This is a genomic window from Streptomyces hydrogenans (genome assembly GCF_014656075.1).
GTDB lineage: Bacteria > Actinomycetota > Actinomycetes > Streptomycetales > Streptomycetaceae > Streptomyces > Streptomyces hydrogenans.
Genome location: NZ_BNBS01000033.1, coordinates 45,148 through 61,481, shown reverse-complemented (window position 1 = coordinate 61,481; position 16,334 = coordinate 45,148). Strand labels below are relative to the sequence as shown.

Annotated in this window: 3 protein-coding genes and 2 pseudogenes; all 5 read right to left on the bottom strand. The window is 77.0% G+C overall.

From position 1 onward, the window contains the following. Positions 1-8: 8 nt before the first annotated feature. Positions 9-3,884, bottom strand: a complete 3,876-nt coding sequence (locus tag IE321_RS16390) for a non-ribosomal peptide synthetase (protein WP_190223434.1) — start codon at positions 3,882-3,884, stop codon at positions 9-11. Continuing rightward, positions 3,881-11,764, bottom strand: coding sequence for a non-ribosomal peptide synthetase (locus IE321_RS16385; protein WP_190223433.1), 7,884 nt, complete (start codon positions 11,762-11,764; stop codon positions 3,881-3,883). Before IE321_RS16385 ends, IE321_RS16390 begins: the two co-directional genes overlap by 4 nt. 62 nt (positions 11,765-11,826) lie before the next feature. Next, complete coding sequence (locus IE321_RS16380) at positions 11,827-12,876, bottom strand: MupA/Atu3671 family FMN-dependent luciferase-like monooxygenase (RefSeq protein WP_190223432.1); 1,050 nt, start codon at positions 12,874-12,876, stop codon at positions 11,827-11,829. 60 nt (positions 12,877-12,936) lie between these two features. Then, positions 12,937-13,392: pseudogene (locus tag IE321_RS43195) on the bottom strand (phosphopantetheine-binding protein); the annotation flags it as partial. A gap of 921 nt (positions 13,393-14,313) precedes the next feature. After that, positions 14,314-16,311 (bottom strand): annotated as a pseudogene (locus IE321_RS43190) (amino acid adenylation domain-containing protein); the annotation flags it as partial. Positions 16,312-16,334 lie beyond the last annotated feature (23 nt).

Genomic DNA, 16,334 nt, shown 5'->3' with positions numbered 1-16,334 from the left:
CCCCGGGCTCAACGGCCCTCCGCGCCCTCCGCGACCCGGTCCGTCAGCGCCGCGCCGATCACGGCGAGCGGAGCGGGATCCAGCATCTCGTAGTGACCGCACGCCACGTCCACGGCCGTCAGCCGCCCCCCGGCGTACGCCCGCCAGGCGTCCGGCGCGACGGCCGCGCCGTCCGCCGCCGCGCGGAAGTGCAGCACGTCCACCCCCCGGGTGCGCGCCGGGACGGCCCGCAGCGCGTCCACCGCCGACCGCACCGCGAGCCGCGCGCCCTCCACCGCCCGCTCCCCGAGCAGCGCGATCTGCTCCGGCGGCGTCCCGTCCGCGGCGAAGCCGGCCGACCCGGCCACGTGGCGGTGGGTCTCCTCCCAGCCCGGCAGCCCCGCCGAGGGAGCCGGATACGCGTCCAGCAGCGCCACGAACTCCACGGCGTGCCCCGCCTCCACCAGCTCCGCCGCCACCCCGTGGGCGAGGGTGCCGCCGACCGACCAGCCGAGCAGCCGGTACGGCCCCTCCCGCTGCACCTCCCGGATCCGCCGGGCGTACTCCCGTGCCAGCTCCTCCGGCTTGCGCGCGCCGCCCTCCGGATCGGTCAGGCTCGGCGCCTGCAGCCCGTACAGCGGCACCTCCGGGTCCAGGTGCGGCAGCAGCCGGGCGTACGGCCAGGCCAGACCGCTCGCCGCGTGCACCGCGAACAGCGGCCGGAGCCGTCCGCCCGTCCGCAGCGGCAGCAGCACGTCCAGGCCGGAGCCGTCGCCGCCGTCGTCGAGCCGGCGTGCGAGGGCCGCCGGGGTCGGCGCCTCGAAGAGCGCGCGGACGGTCAGCGCGGTGCCGAGGACCGCCCGCACCCGGCTCACCAGCCGGGTCGCCAGCAGCGAGTGCCCGCCCAGGTCGAAGAAGCCGTCGTCCGGGCCGACCCGCGGCACCCCCAGCACCTCGGCGAACAGCGCGCACAGCGGCTCCTCGCGCGCGTGCGCCGCCTCCCTGCGGACGGTCGTGCCGTACGCGGGCGCGGGCAGCGCCGCCCGGTCCAGCTTGCCGTTCGGCATCAGCGGGAACCGCTCCAGCGGCACCACCGCCGACGGCACCATGTGCTCCGGCAGCGCGGCGCGGACGAAGCGCCGCAGCTCCGCCCCGGACGGCGGCTCCCCGGGCCCGGCCGCGAGCACGTACGCGACGAGCCTGCGGTCGCCCTCGCGGTCCTCCCGCACCACCGCGACGGCCCGCGCCACGCCCTCGTGCCGCAGCAGGGCGGCCTCCACGTCGCCGAGCTCGATCCGGAAGCCGCGGACCTTCACCTGCCCGTCGAGCCGGCCCAGGTACTCCAGCTCGCCGTCCGCGCGCCAGCGCACCTGGTCGCCCGTGCGGTACATCCGGCCGCCGGGCGGCCCGAACGGGCAGGCCACGAACCGCTCCGAGGTCAGCGCGGGCCGGTGCAGATAGCCGCGGCTCACCCCGTCACCGGCGATGTACAGCTCGCCCGGCCGTCCCACCGGAACCGGCTGGAGCCACGGATCGAGCACGTACACCCGGGCGTTGGGCACGGGCCGGCCGATCGGCGGATCGCCGTCGGGCCGCTCCTCGCCGCGCCACCACGTCGCGTAGGTGGTCGCCTCGGTCGGGCCGTAGATGTTGGTGACCGCGCAGCCCGGCACCCGCCGCCACAGCTCCCGCAGCAGGGCGCCTGGTATCGCCTCCCCGCCGAGCACCACGTGCCGGGCCGTCACGTCGAGCGCGTCGCCCGCCGCCATGCTCGCGACCGCCGACGGCACGCCGCTGACCAGACTGCCCTCCCAGCCGTCCCGCTCCAGCAGCGCGAACAGGTCGTCGACCAGCTCCATGTGCCCGCCGAGCGCCAGCGTCGTGACGATCTCGAAGACCGACACGTCGAAGCTGAGCGAGGTGGACGCCAGGACCCGCGCCATGCCGTCGGCGCCGAAGTGGTCCTCGACGACCGCCACGAAGTTCACGGCGTTCGCGTGCTCGACGACCACCCCCTTGGGGACACCGGTGGTCCCCGAGGTGTAGATGACGTAGGCGGGATGCCCGGGGAGCAGCGGCCCCGGCCGCTCCGCGTCCACGACGTCCCCGTCCGGCTGCGCGTCGGCCCGCCGCACCACGTCCGGGTGGTCCAGGACGACCGCGGCCGTCCCCTCCGGCAGCACCCCCCGGGTCGCCTCGGTGACCACCGCCAGCCGGGGCCGCGCGTCGCCGAGCATCCGCGCCACCCGGTCGGCGGGATAGCGCACGTCGACCGGCACGTAGGCGGCCCCGGTCTTGAGGACGGCGAGCAGGGCGACGACCATGTCCGGCGTCCTCGGCAGCGCGAGCGCCACCCGGGCCTCCGGCCCCGCGCCCTCGGCGAGCAGCACCCGCGCCAGCCGGTTCGCCCGGCGGTTCAGCTCCGCGTAGCCGAGGTCCCGCCCCCGGTGCGTGAGCGCCGTGCGGTGCGGGACCCGCGCGGCCCGCGCCTCGATCAGGGCGGGCAGCGTGGCCGGTGCCACCGGGCGGGCGGTCGCGTTCCACTCCTCCAGGACCAGCCTGCGCTCGTCCGCCGACAGGGCGGGCAGGCTCCCCACCGTGCGGTGCGGATCCTCGGCGATCGCCTCCAGGATCCGTGCCAGCCGGTCGGCGATCCCCTCCGCCTCCGCGCGCCCGAGCAGATCGGGCCGGAAGTCGATCCGCAGCGACAGCTCCTCGGCCGGCGTGCAGATCAGCGAGAGCGGGTAGTGGGTGGCGTCGAAGCCCGAGACGCCGACCAGGAGCGCCTCGCCGAGCCGGCGCTCGCCCGCGCCCATCGGATAGTTGTCGAGGACGGCCGTCGTGTCGAACAGCGCCCCGTACCCGGCCTCCCGCTGGATCTCCGTCAGCCCGACGTGGTGGTGCTCCATCAGGTCGAGCTGCTCGTCCTGGACCCGCTCCAGCACGTCGAGCAGGGTGTCGCGGGGGTCGGCCCGCACCCGCGCCGGCACGGTGTTGATGAGCAGCCCGACCATCGACTCGACGCCGTCGACGTCGGCGGCCCGCCCCGACACCGTCAGCCCGAACACCACGTCGCCCCGCCCGGTCAGCTGCCGCAGCACCAGCCCCCACGCCACCTGCGTCACGGTGCCGAGGGTGACCCCCGCCTCGCGCGCCCGGGCGGCCAGCGCGGCGGTCCGCGCCGCCGGCAGCGTGCGGAGCACCCGCTCGGGCACCACCGTGTCCCGGCCCTGCCGGTGCGGCGCCACCAGAGTCGGTCCATCGATCCCGGCCAGCGCCTCCGCCCACGCCTCCCGCGACCACTCCGGGTCCACCGTGCCGAGCCAGTCCAGGTAGGAGGTGTACGAGGGGGCGGGCGGCAGCGGGCACGTCCCGGCGACCCCGGCCCCCGCGTCGTACAGGAGGAACAGCTCGTCGAGGAGGATCGAGGTGGACCAGCCGTCCAGGATGATGTGGTGGTTCGTCAGGACGAAGCGCCACCGGGTGGCGTCGAGCCGGATCAGCAGGAAGCGGATCAGCGGCGGCCGGGCCGGGTCGAAGCGGCGCCGCCGCTCCTCCCCGGCCAGCCGCGCCGCCTCCGCCTCCCGGTCGCCGGGCGCCGTCCCGGTGAGGTCGGCCGTCCGCCAGTCCGGCTCGACCGCGGCCCCGACGAACCGCACCGGCGCGCCCGACGGGTCGGCGCGGAACCCGGACCGCAGGCTGTCGTGGCGGTCCGTCAGCACCCGGCAGACCGCGCGCAGCAGGCCGGGGTCGACCGGGCCCTCGAAGTCCAGGGCCAGCTGGATGGTGTAGACGTCCTGCCCGTCCGGGTCGAACGCGGTGTGGAAGAACAGCCCCTCCTGGAGCGGCGCCGGTCTCGACGTCTCCTCGTCGGAGTGCTCGTACGCGCGGTCTGCTGCGGTCACGCCGTCTCTCCCGGCTCTGCGGTGGATGTGGTCAGGGTCTCCAGGGCCGTGCACCAGGCGTCGGCCAGCGCCTCCACCCGGGCCCGGTCCAGCAGGGCCTCCGGATACGCCCAGGTGACGTGGAGTTCGGGCCGGGCGCCCCGGTCGTGGACGATCGCCGACACCTCCAGGAGGTGCGTCAGCGGCATCCCGGGGTCGCCGCCCCCGCCGACCGCGCCGGCCTCCGGCACCAGGGCCCAGTCCGTGTCGTCCGGCCGGTCGAAGCGGCCCAGGTAGTTGAAGAGGATCTGTGCCCGGGGCAGTGCCCCGAGCACGGGCCCGGTCTCCGGGTGGAGGTGGCGCAGCAGCCCGAAGCCGAGCCCCTTGTCCGGCATGCTCCCCAGCTGTCCGTCCACCGCCCGTACGGCGTCCTCCGGGTCGTCCGGCCGTCCCGCGAGGCGGACCGGGAACATGCTGGTGAACCAGCCGATGGTCGCCGACAGGTCGAGGCCGCCCGCGATCTCCTCGCGGCCGTGCCCCTCCACGTCCACGAGGAACGGGCCCCGGCCGTCCGACACGGGGCCCCCGGAGCGGCCGTCACCAGAACCGGAGTCCGTGCGCCAGTGCCCCGCCGCCGTGCTCAGCGCGCCCAGCAGCACCGCGTTCACCCCGACGCCCAGCCGGGCGGGCACCCGGGTCAGCAGCGGCTCCGTCCGGTCGGCGGGCAGGACCCGGGTGACGGTCCGCTTCGCCCCCTCGACGTCCCGGGAGGCCAGCGGCTCCGCCCCGGGGACGAGCGGGCCGGCGCCCTCCAGGATCCCGCGCCAGAAGGGGAGTTCGGCGCTCCGGCCGCGCGCCTCGTCCGCCAGTCGGCGGCCCCAGTCGGCGAACGACACGGGTGCGGCGTCCGGCGCCTCGGCCCGGGGCGCGACGCCGGTGCCCAGGTCCTCCAGGAGGATCCGCCACGACACCCCGTCCACGACCAGGTGGTTGATCATGAGGAGCAGCCGGCCGGGCCGGCCGGGGCCCGCGTCGAACCACACGGCCTGGACCATGTTCCCCTCGCCGGGCGCGAGCCGTCGGCGTGCCGCGTCCGCCTCGGCCCGCACCCGCTCCGCGAGCCGCCCGGCGTCGAGCCCGGACGCGTCGATCCGCGCGATCCGCCCCGCCGCGTCCACCGCGCCGCGCGGCAGCACGTCGAGGCGCCACCCGCCGTCGCGCGTCAGCCGCGTCCGGAGGGCGTCGTGCCGGTCGAGGAGCGCCTGGAGCAGCGCCCGCAGGCGCGCCGGGGACAGGTCCGCCGGGGTCCGCACGAGCACGGACTGGTGGAAGCCGTCGACGGGCCCGCCCCGCTCCCGCTGCCAGTGCAGGATCGGGGTGAGCGGCACCTCCGCCCGGTCGTCGAGCGGGGGGCGCGACCCTCCGGCCCCGTCGTGGGCCGGAGCGGGCGGGCGCGGCGCGTCGGCCGCCCCGGTCCCGGCCGGCGCCGCGCCGGCGGCCCGGGACGCGCTGGCCCGGGGCGTCCGTACCTTCGCGTGGGCGGCGAGGGCGGCGACCGTCCGGTACCGGAAGACGTCCTTCGTGGAGAGGGACAGCCCGCGCGAGCGGGCCCGGGACACCAGCCGGATCGACACGATGCTGTCGCCGCCGAGCGCGAAGAAGTCGTCGTCCACGCCGACGCCGCTCCGCCCGAGGACCGCCGCGAACAGTTCGCACAGCAGCTTCTCGGCGGCGGTCTCCGGCGCCCGGGCCGCCCCCTCGGGGGCGACGGCGGCGCGCGGGGCGGGCAGGGCGGCCCGGTCGACCTTGCCGTTCGGCGTGAGCGGCAGCCCGTCGGGGAGGAGGACGACGGCGGGCACCATGTACGACGGCAGCGTCTGCCGCGCCCACGCGGACAGGTCCGGCACGAGGCCGTCGTCCCCGGCGGCGTCCCGGACGGGCACCACGTACGCGACGAGCCGGCGCTCGCCCGGCCGGTCCTCGCGCACCACGACCGCGCTGCGGGCCACCCGCCGGTGCCGGTCCAGGGCCGCCTCGACCTCCCGGGGCTCGATGCGGAAGCCGCGCAGCTTCACCTGGTCGTCGGCGCGGCCGAGGAACACCAGCCCGCCGCCGGCGGTCCACCGCACCAGGTCGCCGGTGCGGTACAGCCGGCCGCCGGGCGGCCCGTACGGATCGGCGACGAACCGCTCGGCGGTCGGGCCCGGGCGGCCGAGATAGCCCCGAGCCACGCCGGGACCGCCTACGTACAGCTCGCCCGGCACGCCGACGGGCACCGGCCGCAGCCCGTCGTTCAGGACGTACACCCGGGTGCCGCCCAGCGGCGAACCGAGCGGCGGGCGCTCCGCGTCGCGCGGACCGAGCGGGGTCGCGAGGGACCAGACGGTCGTCTCCGTCGGCCCGTACACATGGGTGACCTCCGCGGCCAGGGCGGTGAGTTGCCCGGCCAGGGCGGGCGGCAGCGCCTCGCCCCCGACGAGCACGCGCAGCCCCCGGACCGCGTCGGGCACCTCGGCCACCAGCCCCGCCCACAGGGACGGCGTCGCCTGGAGGGCGGTGACCCGGTGCCGGCCGACGAGCCGGCCGAGGGCGCGCGGCTCGCGCACCTCGTCGGGCGAGGCGAGGACGACCGCGGCGCCGGAGAGCAGCGGCAGCAGGAGTTCCAGGTGGGCGATGTCGAAGGCGACGGTCGTCACCGCGAGCAGCCGGTCCGCGGGGCCCAGCGGCAGCCGGTCCCGCATGGCGGCCAGCAGATGGGCGAGGTTGCCGTGGCTGACCGCGACCCCCTTCGGCCGGCCCGTCGAACCGGAGGTGTAGAGGACGTACGCCGTGGCGTCGGCCGGCACCGGCCCGTCCGGGTCCCCGGATCCGGCGGCGGGGCCTGAGTCGAACGCGGGGTCGTCCAGTGCCTGCCAGGCGGGGGTGCCGAGCGCCGCGCGGGTGGCACGGTCGGAGAGCACCAGGAGCGGCGCGGCCTCCTCCAGGATCCCCGCCACCCGCTCCCGGGGGTGGTGCGGATCGACCGGGAGGTACGCGGCGCCGGTCCGGTGCGCGGCGAGGAGCGCGACCAGGAGGTCGGGCGTCCGCTCCATCGCCACGGCCACCAGCCGCTCCGGTCCGGCGCCGAGCCCCCGCAGACGCCGGGCCAGCCGCTCCACCCGCGCGTCGAGCTCCCGGTACGTGACCCGCCGCGCCCCCTGCAGCACGGCGACCGCGTCCGGCGTCCGGGCGACCTGCTCGCGGAACCACCGCGGCACCGATCCGGCCGACGGCACGGTCCCGCCGAGGGGCGCCGAACCGGCCGCGGGCCCGCCCCACTCCGTCAGCACGGTGTGTCGCTCGGCCGGTGACAGCAGGTCGAGCTCGCGCACCGGACGGGTCGGACGGGCCGTCGCGTCGGCGAGGAAGCGGGCGAAGCACTCCGCGAGCCGCTCGGCGGTCGCGTGGTCGAAGAGGTCGAGGGCGTAGACGAGGCTGCCCTCCAGGCCCCCGTCGGCCTCGGTCAGGTCGAGCAGCAGGTCGCAGGGGAGGGACCGGTAGCGCCCGAGGCGCAGCGCCTCGACGCGCAGTCCGGGCAGTTCCAGTGCGCCGGCCGCGTTGTTCTGGAGGCTCAGCATCACCTGGAACAGCGGGTGCCGGGCCGCCGACCGCACCGGTCCGACGGCGTCCACGACCTGCTCGAAGGGCACGTCCTGGTGCTCCAGCGCGGCGAGGACCGCGCCCCGGACCCGGTCGAGCAGGGTGCCGAAGTCCGGGTTCCCGGAGGCGTCGGTCCGCACCACCACCGTGTTCACGAAGCAGCCGACGAGGTCGTCGAGGGCGCTGTCGGTGCGCCCGGCGACCGGGCTGCCGACGAGGACGTCCGTCCCCGCCCCCAGCTGCCGCAGCAGACCCGCCAGGGCGGCGTGCAGCACCATGAACACGCTGGCGCCGTGCCGCCGCGCCAGGGCGGTCAGCCGCGCGTGGTCCGCCGGGGCGAGCCGGAAGGGCACCGTGCCGGCCCGGTGGGTCGCGGTGTCCGGACGAGGCCGGTCGAAGGGCAGCGCCAGTTCGTCCGGGGCGCCGGCCAGCACGCCCGCCCAGTGGGCGAGCCGGCGGGCGAGGTCGCCGTCCGGAGCGTCCGCGTCACCCCGCCCCTCCCGCTGCCACAGCGTGAAGTCGGCGTACTGCACCGGCAGTTCCGGCCGCTCGGGCGCCTGCCCGCGCAGCCGGGCCGCGTAGGCCGAGGACAGGTCGCGGAGGAAGGGCGCGGCGGACCAGCCGTCGAAGGCGATGTGGTGGAACGTGACCGCCAGGACGTGGTCCTCGGGGCCGCGGGCGAGGAGCTCCGCCCGCACCGGTCTCTCCCGCGCCAGGTCGAAGGCGTACTCCGACGCCGCGAGCACCGCCGCCTCGACGTCCCGCTCCGCCACCCTCCGTACCGGTAGCGCGAACGCCTCCGCTTCGAGGACCAGTTGGCGCGGCGTCCCGTCGGTGACCGGGAAGACCGTGCGCAGGCTCTCGTGCCGCGCCACCACGTCCGCCAGCGCCGCGGCCAGCGCCCCGGCGTCCAGCGGTCCCGTCAGCCGCAGCGCGGTCGTGACGGTGTGCGCGGCGGCACCCTCCGTCAGCTCGCCCTGCGCCCAGAACCGCAGCTGGGAGTAGGAGGGCGGCAGGACGTCCCCGCGCGGCCGGGGGCGCAGCGGGCCGCGCCCGGCGCGCCCGGCGTCCTCTCTCGCACGGGCGCGCCCAGCCAGTCCGGCGGGCGTCGGCGACGCGAAGACCGTCCGGGTGGTGATCCCCTCGTCCAGCACCTCGCGCAGCCGGTTCACCAACCGGACCGCCAGCAGCGAATGGCCGCCGAGCGCGAAGAAGTCGTCGTCCGCGGCCACTTCGGGCACCCCGAGGACCTCGGCGAACAGTCCGCACACCAGCTGCTCGGCGGCTGTGCGGGGCGGGCGGGAACCGCCGCCGCGCCCGGGGGCGGGCAGCGCGGCCCGGTCCAGCTTGCCGTTCGGCGTGAGCGGCAGTCCGCCGGGGAGGACGACGACGGCGGGGACCATGTAGTCGGGCAGGGCACGCCGGGCGTGCTCGGCGACGCGCCGCGCGGGATCGTCGTCGTGGTCCGGGGCGGGGACGACGTAGGCGACGAGGTCGCGCTCGCCCGGCCGTTCCTCCCGGACGAGGACGGCGGCCCGGGCGACGGCCGGGTGGCGCTCCAGCACGGCCTCGATCTCGCGGGGCTCGATGCGGAAGCCGCGGATCTTGACCTGGTCGTCGACGCGGGCCAGGAAGTCGAGCGCCCCGTCGGCGGTCCACCGGACGAGGTCACCGGTGCGGTACATGCGGCCGCCGGGTCCGCCGTACGGGTCGGCGACGAAGCTCCCGGCGGTGAGGCCGGGGCGGCCGAGGTAGCCGCGGGCCAGCCCGGCGCCCGCCAGGTACAGCTCGCCCGGCACCCCGACCGGCACCGGCTGGAGCCGGTCGTCGAGCACGTACACCCGGGTGTTCGCCATCGGCCGTCCGATCGGGGGCCTGCCGCCGTGCGCGTCCGGGGCGGCGCCCGGCACCGCGTCGGGTGCCGTGTCCGTGAGCGTGTCGGTGCCTCGGGGCGGCTCCACCCGGCCGAAGGTGCTGAACGTGGTGTTCTCGGTCGGCCCGTACACATGGGTCAGCGCGGTACCGGGGAAGTCCGTCAGCATCCGCCGCACCGCCGTCGTCGAGGGCTGCTCGCCCCCGGTCCAGACGTGCCCGACCCGGCCGAGCAGCGGACTTCCCTCCGCCACCAGCAGGTTGAAGAGCGCGGTGGTGAGGAACGCGCTCGTCGCGTCCCCCTCGCCCGCCGCCCGCTCCAGGGCGCGCGGCGAGGAGTCGCCGGCCGGCACCACCACGACCGTGCCGCCGCGGAGCAGCGGCACCCACAGCTCGTACGTCGACGCGTCGAAGGAGTGCGGCGAGTGGGCGAGGACCCGGGCGTGCCCGCCGTCCGCCGCCCAGCAGGGATCGGCGGCGAGCGCGACGATGTTCCGGTGGGTGACCAGGACGCCCTTGGGGCGGCCGGTGGAGCCGGAGGTGTACATCGCGTACGCGGCCCGGTCACCGGTGATCTCCGGCCGGGCGCCGGTGTCCCCCGCCGTGTCGTCGTCGGGACCCGTCGGATCGGGGTCGTCCGTCAGGACGAGCGGCAGGCCGGTCCCCGCGCCCGCGAGGGTCTCGGCGCGTGCGCGCGTGGCGGCGTCCGCCAGGATCAGGCAGGGCCGCGCGTCGTCGAGGAGCGCGAGCTGCCGGTCGTCCGGGTTGCGCGGGTCCAGGGGCAGGTACGCGGCGCCCGTCCGCAGCACGGCGAGCAGGGCGACGACCAGGTCGGCCGAGCGGTCCACGGCCACGGCGACCAGCCGCTCCGGACCCGCGCCGCGCCGCCGCAGCCGGTGGGCGAGCCGGTCCGCGTGGGTGTCCAGCTCCGCGTAGGTGAGCCGGGTCGCGCCGCAGACCACCGCGGTGGCGTCGGGCGAGGCGGCCGCCCGCCGCCGCAGCAGCTCCGGCACGGAGCCGTCCGGCAGGTCGCCGTCCCGGCCGTTCCACGTCTCCAGCGTCGTGCGCCGTTCGACGGGCGTGAGCAGGTCCAGCCCGCCGACGGGCCGCTCGGGCGCGGCGACCGCCTGGGTCAGGTAGGCGGTGAAGCCGCGGGCCAGACGCTCGGCGGTGTCGTGGTCGAAGAGGTCGCGGGCGTAGACCAGGGCGCCGCCCAGCGCGCCGTCGGTCTCGGTGACGTCGAGGAGCAGGTCGTAGACGATCGTCCGGTGGACGTAGTCCAGCAGGCGGGCGTCGAGACCGGGGAGGTCCACGACGGCGCCGGCGTTGTTCTGCAGGCTGAGCATGACCCGGAAGAGCGGGTGCCGGTCCGCCGACCGGGCCGGGTTGACGGCCTCCACGACCTGCTCGAAGGGCACGTCCTGGTGGTCGAGGGCGGCCACGACGCCGCGCCGGGTCCGCCGGAGCAGCTCGTGGAAGTCGGGGTCGCCGGAGGTGTCGGTCCGGATGACGACGGTGTTGACGAAGCAGCCGACGAGCTCGTCGAGGCCGACGTCGGTGCGGCCGGCGACCGGGCTGCCGACCAGGACGTCGGTGCCCGCGCCGATCCGGCGGAGGAACCCGGCGAAGGCCGCGTGCAGCACCATGAAGGTGCTGGCGCCGTGCCGGAGGGCGAGCCGGGAGAGCAGCCGGAGGCTGTCGGAGGGCAGGCGGAAGGGGACGGTGCCGGCCCGGTGGGTGGCGGTCGAGCGGCGCGGCCGGTCGGTGGGCAGCGGGAGTTCGGCCGGGGCGTCCGCGAGGGCCCTTCTCCAGTGCGCCAGTTGTTCGGCGACGAGACTGCCCGGGGCGTCGGGCGTGCCGAGCTCCTTGCGCTGCCACAGGGTGAAGTCCACGTACTGGACGGGCAGTTCCTCCCAGGACGGCGGTCGCCCTTCCAGGCGGGCGGCATAGGCGTGCGACAGGTCGCGGAGGAACGGCGCGACGGACCAGCCGTCGATGGCGATGTGGTGCACGGTGATCACCAGCACGTGCAGGCCGGGGGAGTCGACGGCGAGCAGCACGGCCCGCAGCGGCGACTCGCGCTCCAGGTCGAAGCGGCGCCCGGTCTCCTCGGCCAGGGCCGCGTCGAGCTCCTCCTCCGCGACCGGGCGCACGGGCAGCCCGACCTCCACCGCCTCCAGGACACGCTGCCGGGGCACTCCGTCGCCGACCGGGAAGACGGTGCGCAGGCTCTCGTGCCGCGCCACCACGTCCCGCAGCGCCTCGCGCATCGCCCCCGCGTCCGGCCGGCCCGTCAGCCGGAGCGCCATCGACGTGTTGGGCGACTCCCCGCCCCGGTCCAGCTCTTCCTGGAACCAGAAGCGCAGCTGCGAAAACGACAGAGGGATCACGGTGGTCTCGGCCTCTCGGTCTCTCGGGTCTCTCGGGTTCGGGTCGGTCTCGTGGGCCGGGGTCAGCGGGCCCGGCAGGCTTCGCGCAGGGCGTCGAGGTGGCGCAGCCCGTCCAGCACGGTCTTCGTGCCGATGCCGAAGTCGATCAGGCACGCGATCTCGTCCACACCGGCACCGCGCAGCCGCTCGACCGTCGCCGCCGCGTCCTCCACCGTGCCGAACAGCCCCCGCTGCTCGAAGTAGGTGTCGAAGGAGCGGGCGACGAGGAAGTCGAGGTCCTCGTCCTCCAGGGCGTCGACGTCGAAGTCCGGGTCGGAGGCGCCGAACGACGCGGCGATCAGCCGGGCCGAGCTCCTGAGGTAGGCGGACAGCGGCTCCTCGACGGTGGCGCGCACCTCGTCCCGGTCGGTGCCCAGGAAGGTGTGCAGCATCAGGACGACGTGGCCCTCCCAGCCGTCGTGGGCCTCCCGCGCCGCCCGCCGGTAGCCGGCGATCTTCGCGGCGAGCTCGTCGGCGTCCTGGTGCAGCAGATGGGTGAGGACGCCGGCCCGCGCCGCCGCGGCCGTGCGGAAGGTGCCCTCGTCGCCCGCGCTCGTCACCCACAGCGGCAGCTCCCGCTGCACCGGCGGCGGGAAGGTCCGCACGCGCGCGGGGGCGCCGTCGCCGCCCACCACCTCGTGCGCCTCCCCGCGCCACAGCCCGCGCAGCCGCTCGACGGTGTCGGCCAGCGCGCGCTTGCGGTCCGCGTACGGCACCCGGCCCAGCGCGAAGTCCACCGGATGCCAGCCGGAGGCGAGGGACACCCCGGCCCGCCCGCCGGAGAGGTTGTCCACGACCGACCACTCCTCGGCGATCCGCAGCGGATCGTGGAGGGGGGCGACGACGCTCCCGGCGCGGATGGCGACGCTGCTCGTGATCATCGCGAGGGCGGCGCCGACCACGGACGGGTTCGGGTACAGCCCGCCGAATGGGTGGAAGTGGCGTTCGGGCGTCCACACCGCGCGGAAGCCGTGCCGGTCGGCGAAGCGGGCGCCCTCCAGCAGGAGTTCGTACCGCCCGGAGTCCCCGGCCGGCGTGCTGTCGTCGGCGAAGTAGAACAGGCTGAAGTCCATCGGAATCCTTCGGTGACCCTCGTCGTGCGTGATCCGGTCCGTGGCGGGGCTCGCCCGCCGTCAGTCGGGGCGGGGCATCCTCCGCAGCGCCGCCCGCGCCGTGCGGGCCCCCGCGAGCCGGGCGGCGAGACCGGCGGGCGTGGGCGCGTCGAAGACCGTGCCCACCTGGAGCTCCACCCCCAGCTCCGCGCGGACGCGGCTCACCAGCCGGGTGACGAGCAGCGAGTGGCCGCCGAGCGCGAAGAAGCTGTCGTCGATCCCGACCGCGTACGCGTCCTCCGCCGCGCCCGCCGCGCCCGCCGCGCCCGCCGCGCCCGCCGCCTCCGGCCCCCGCGCGGCGTCGGCGAGCCCCAGGACCTCCGCGTACATCCGGCACAGCGCCGCCTCCCGCGCGGTCCGCGGCGGCCGGCCGGCCGAGGGCCGGGGCCCGTGCGGGGCGGGCAGCGCGGCCCGGTCGAGCTTGCCGTGCGGGGTGAGCGGGAACGCGTCGAGGACGACGAACGCCGACGGCACCATGGGGGAGGGCAGGTGCGCGGCCGCCCACGCGGCGACGGACGACACCAGCTCGGCGTCGCCGCCCCCGGAGAAGGGAACGTTGACGTGCCGCTCGGGATCCGGCGCGGGCCCGAGAGCGGCCCCGCCCGCAGGAGGGAGGTCCCCTTGCCTGGCGGGGAAGTCCTCCGCTCCGGAGAGGTCCGCCGCTTCGGGGTCCCGCGCTTCAGGGCTCCCCGCATCGGAGAGACCCCCCGCATCGGAGAGACCCCCCGCATCGGAGAGGTCCCCCGCACCGGCGGGCTCCCTCGCCCCGGACGGATTCCCCGCCCCGGGAGGGAACGCGGTCGCTCCGAGCGAGAACTCGGCGTCGACGTGGCCCGGACCTGATCGGGCCGACCAGCGCAACGCGACGCCGTACCCCAGCCGTTCGCCCAGACGCGCGAGCTCCTCGGGGTCCGGTCCGGGGGCCGGCGTCCCGCCCGCCGCGCGCAGATCCTCGGCGAGCCGCCCGTTCGGCACGCCGGTGACCCGAACGGGCGCGCCGCGCCGCGCGTGGTCCGCCAGGGCGTCGGCGAGGCCGTCGGCGGTACGGACGTCGGTGCCCCACCGCAGGTCCACCAACGCGCCGGGGCGCCGCGGCGAGGCGTCGGCGCCGGGGCGGCGCAGGACGACGTCGTAGCGGTACCGGGTGAGCTCGTTGTGGTGCGTCCCCCGCTTCAGACGGACGTCGCACGCGCCGAAGAGGGGGACGGCCCCCTCGGCCGCCGGGAGCGTCAGGGAGCGGAAGAACTCCGGGTCCACCAGCAGTTCCGGCTCCGTGGCCAGGCCGCGCGCCACGGCGCCGCGGTGCTCCTCGCCGCCGGGGACGGTGCTCGCCGAGCGAGCGGTGGCGGCCGCCCCGTGGAAGGTCTCCGCGAGCCCCAGGTGCCGGACGTCGCCGACGAAGACCGCGCCTCCGGGCGCCAGGGCGGCCGCGGCGAGCCCGAGCACCCGGGCGAGATAGCGCCCGCCGGGGAAGTACTGGAGGACGGAGTTGAGGACGACCACGTCGAAGTACCCGCGGGGGACGCCCTCGTGGTCGTCGGCCGCCCGGCCGCGCAGCACCACCCGCCCGGCCAGGTCCGGACGCCCGTCCACCTGCCGCCGCAGCCGCTCGATCACCCGGGGCGCGTGGTCGAGCCCCCAGTACTCCTCCGCTCCGGGAGCCAGGTGCGCCAGTAACAGCCCGCTTCCCACGCCGAGTTCGAGCACCCGGCGGGGCCGCAGGGCGCGGATGCTCCGTACCGTCTCGTCGCGCCACTCCCGCAGCTGCTCCAGCGGCAGCGGCCTGCCCTCGTAGCCGCTGGTCCACCCGCTGAAGTCCTCCCCGAAGGCGGCCGGTCCGTCGTCGTCCGGCACGGCGTCGTGCACGCGCCGCCACTCCGCCACGCGGTCCGCGTCGCCCGCCCGGCCGGCGCCCGCGGGCGCGGCGGGATCACGGCGTACGTAGGCGACGAGCCTGCGGTCCCCCTCCCGGTCCTCCCGCACGGTCACGGCGGCGGCGGCCACCCCGGGGTGGGCCGCGAGCCGTGCCTCGATCTCGCCCGGCTCGATCCGGTGCCCCCGCACCTTGACCTGGTCGTCCGCGCGACCGGCGAACTCCAGTTCACCGGAGGGCGTGTGACGGGCCAGGTCGCCCGTGCGGTACATCCGCGCGCCGGCCGGTCCGTACGGGTCGGCGACGAAGCGGCCCGCCGTCATCGCGGGCCGGGCGAGGTAGCCGCGCGCGAGCCCCGCGCCGGCGACGTACAACTCGCCCACGACTCCGTCGGGCACCGGGCGCAGGGCGGCGTCGAGCAGGCGCAGGCGCGCGCCCCGGACCGCCCCGCCGATCGGCGGAGTGCCGGAGCCGTCCGCGAGGGGGCCGCTCATCGTGGCGCAGACCGTGGTCTCCGTCGGCCCGTACGCGTTGATCAGCGTCCGGCCGGGAGCCCACCGCCGCACCTGCTCACCGTCCAGGGCCTCGCCGGCCGCGACCAGGACCCGCACGTGCGGGAGGGCGTCGGACGGCAGCGCGCGCAGCACCGACGGCGGCAGCGTGACGTGGGTGACGCGCCGCCCGTCGGCGAGCCGCCGGAGACCGGGGCCCGGCAGCAGATCGCGCGCGGGGGCCAGGACGAGCGCGGCCCCGGCGGACAGCGCCATCGCCAGCTCCCAGAAGAACGCGTCGAAGCTGGGCGAGGCGAACTGCAGGACCCGGCTGCCGGCGTCCACCGCGAGGCTGTCGCGCTGGTGGGCGGCCAGGTGGGCGAGGCCGGAGCGGGTGACCACGACGCCCTTGGGCAGGCCGGTGGACCCGGAGGTGTAGATGACGTACGCGGGCAACTCGCCCCGCTCGCGCCGCGCGCCGGACGGCGGTCCGGACGCGGCGGCGCGGCGCAGGTCCGCGCGGGTCCCGGGGGCGTCCAGATCGATCCGGGGGGTCGCGGTCGGCCGGAGCTTCGGCAGGATCGTGCCGGACACCGCGAGCAGCAGGGCCGGTGCCGCGTCCCCGAGGAGGTGGGCGATGCGCCGCTCCGGATAGCCGGGGTCCACCGGCAGGTGCGCGGCCCCGGTCTTCATCACCGCCAGGACGGCGACGACCAGTTCCACCGAGCGGTCGAGCGCCGAGGCGACGACCGTCTCCGGCCCGGCGCCCCGCGCGGCCAGCACATGGGCCAGCCGGTTCGCCCGGGCGTCGAGCTCCGCGTACGAGACCGTCTCCTCCTGGAAGACGAGGGCGGTCGCGTCCGGTGTGCTCACGGCCCGCTCCTCGAAGAGGTCGAGCAGCGGGCGCGGGGAGCCGCCGGCCGGCTCGTGCCCCGGGTGCGGGGCGGCCTCGTCCGGGACGCGCGTGACGGGGCCGGCCGAATTCAAGCGGCCCCGGAATGGGCCGGATTCATTCTCGAACGGATTGATCATCCGGGCTCGACCCTTCCACGAGG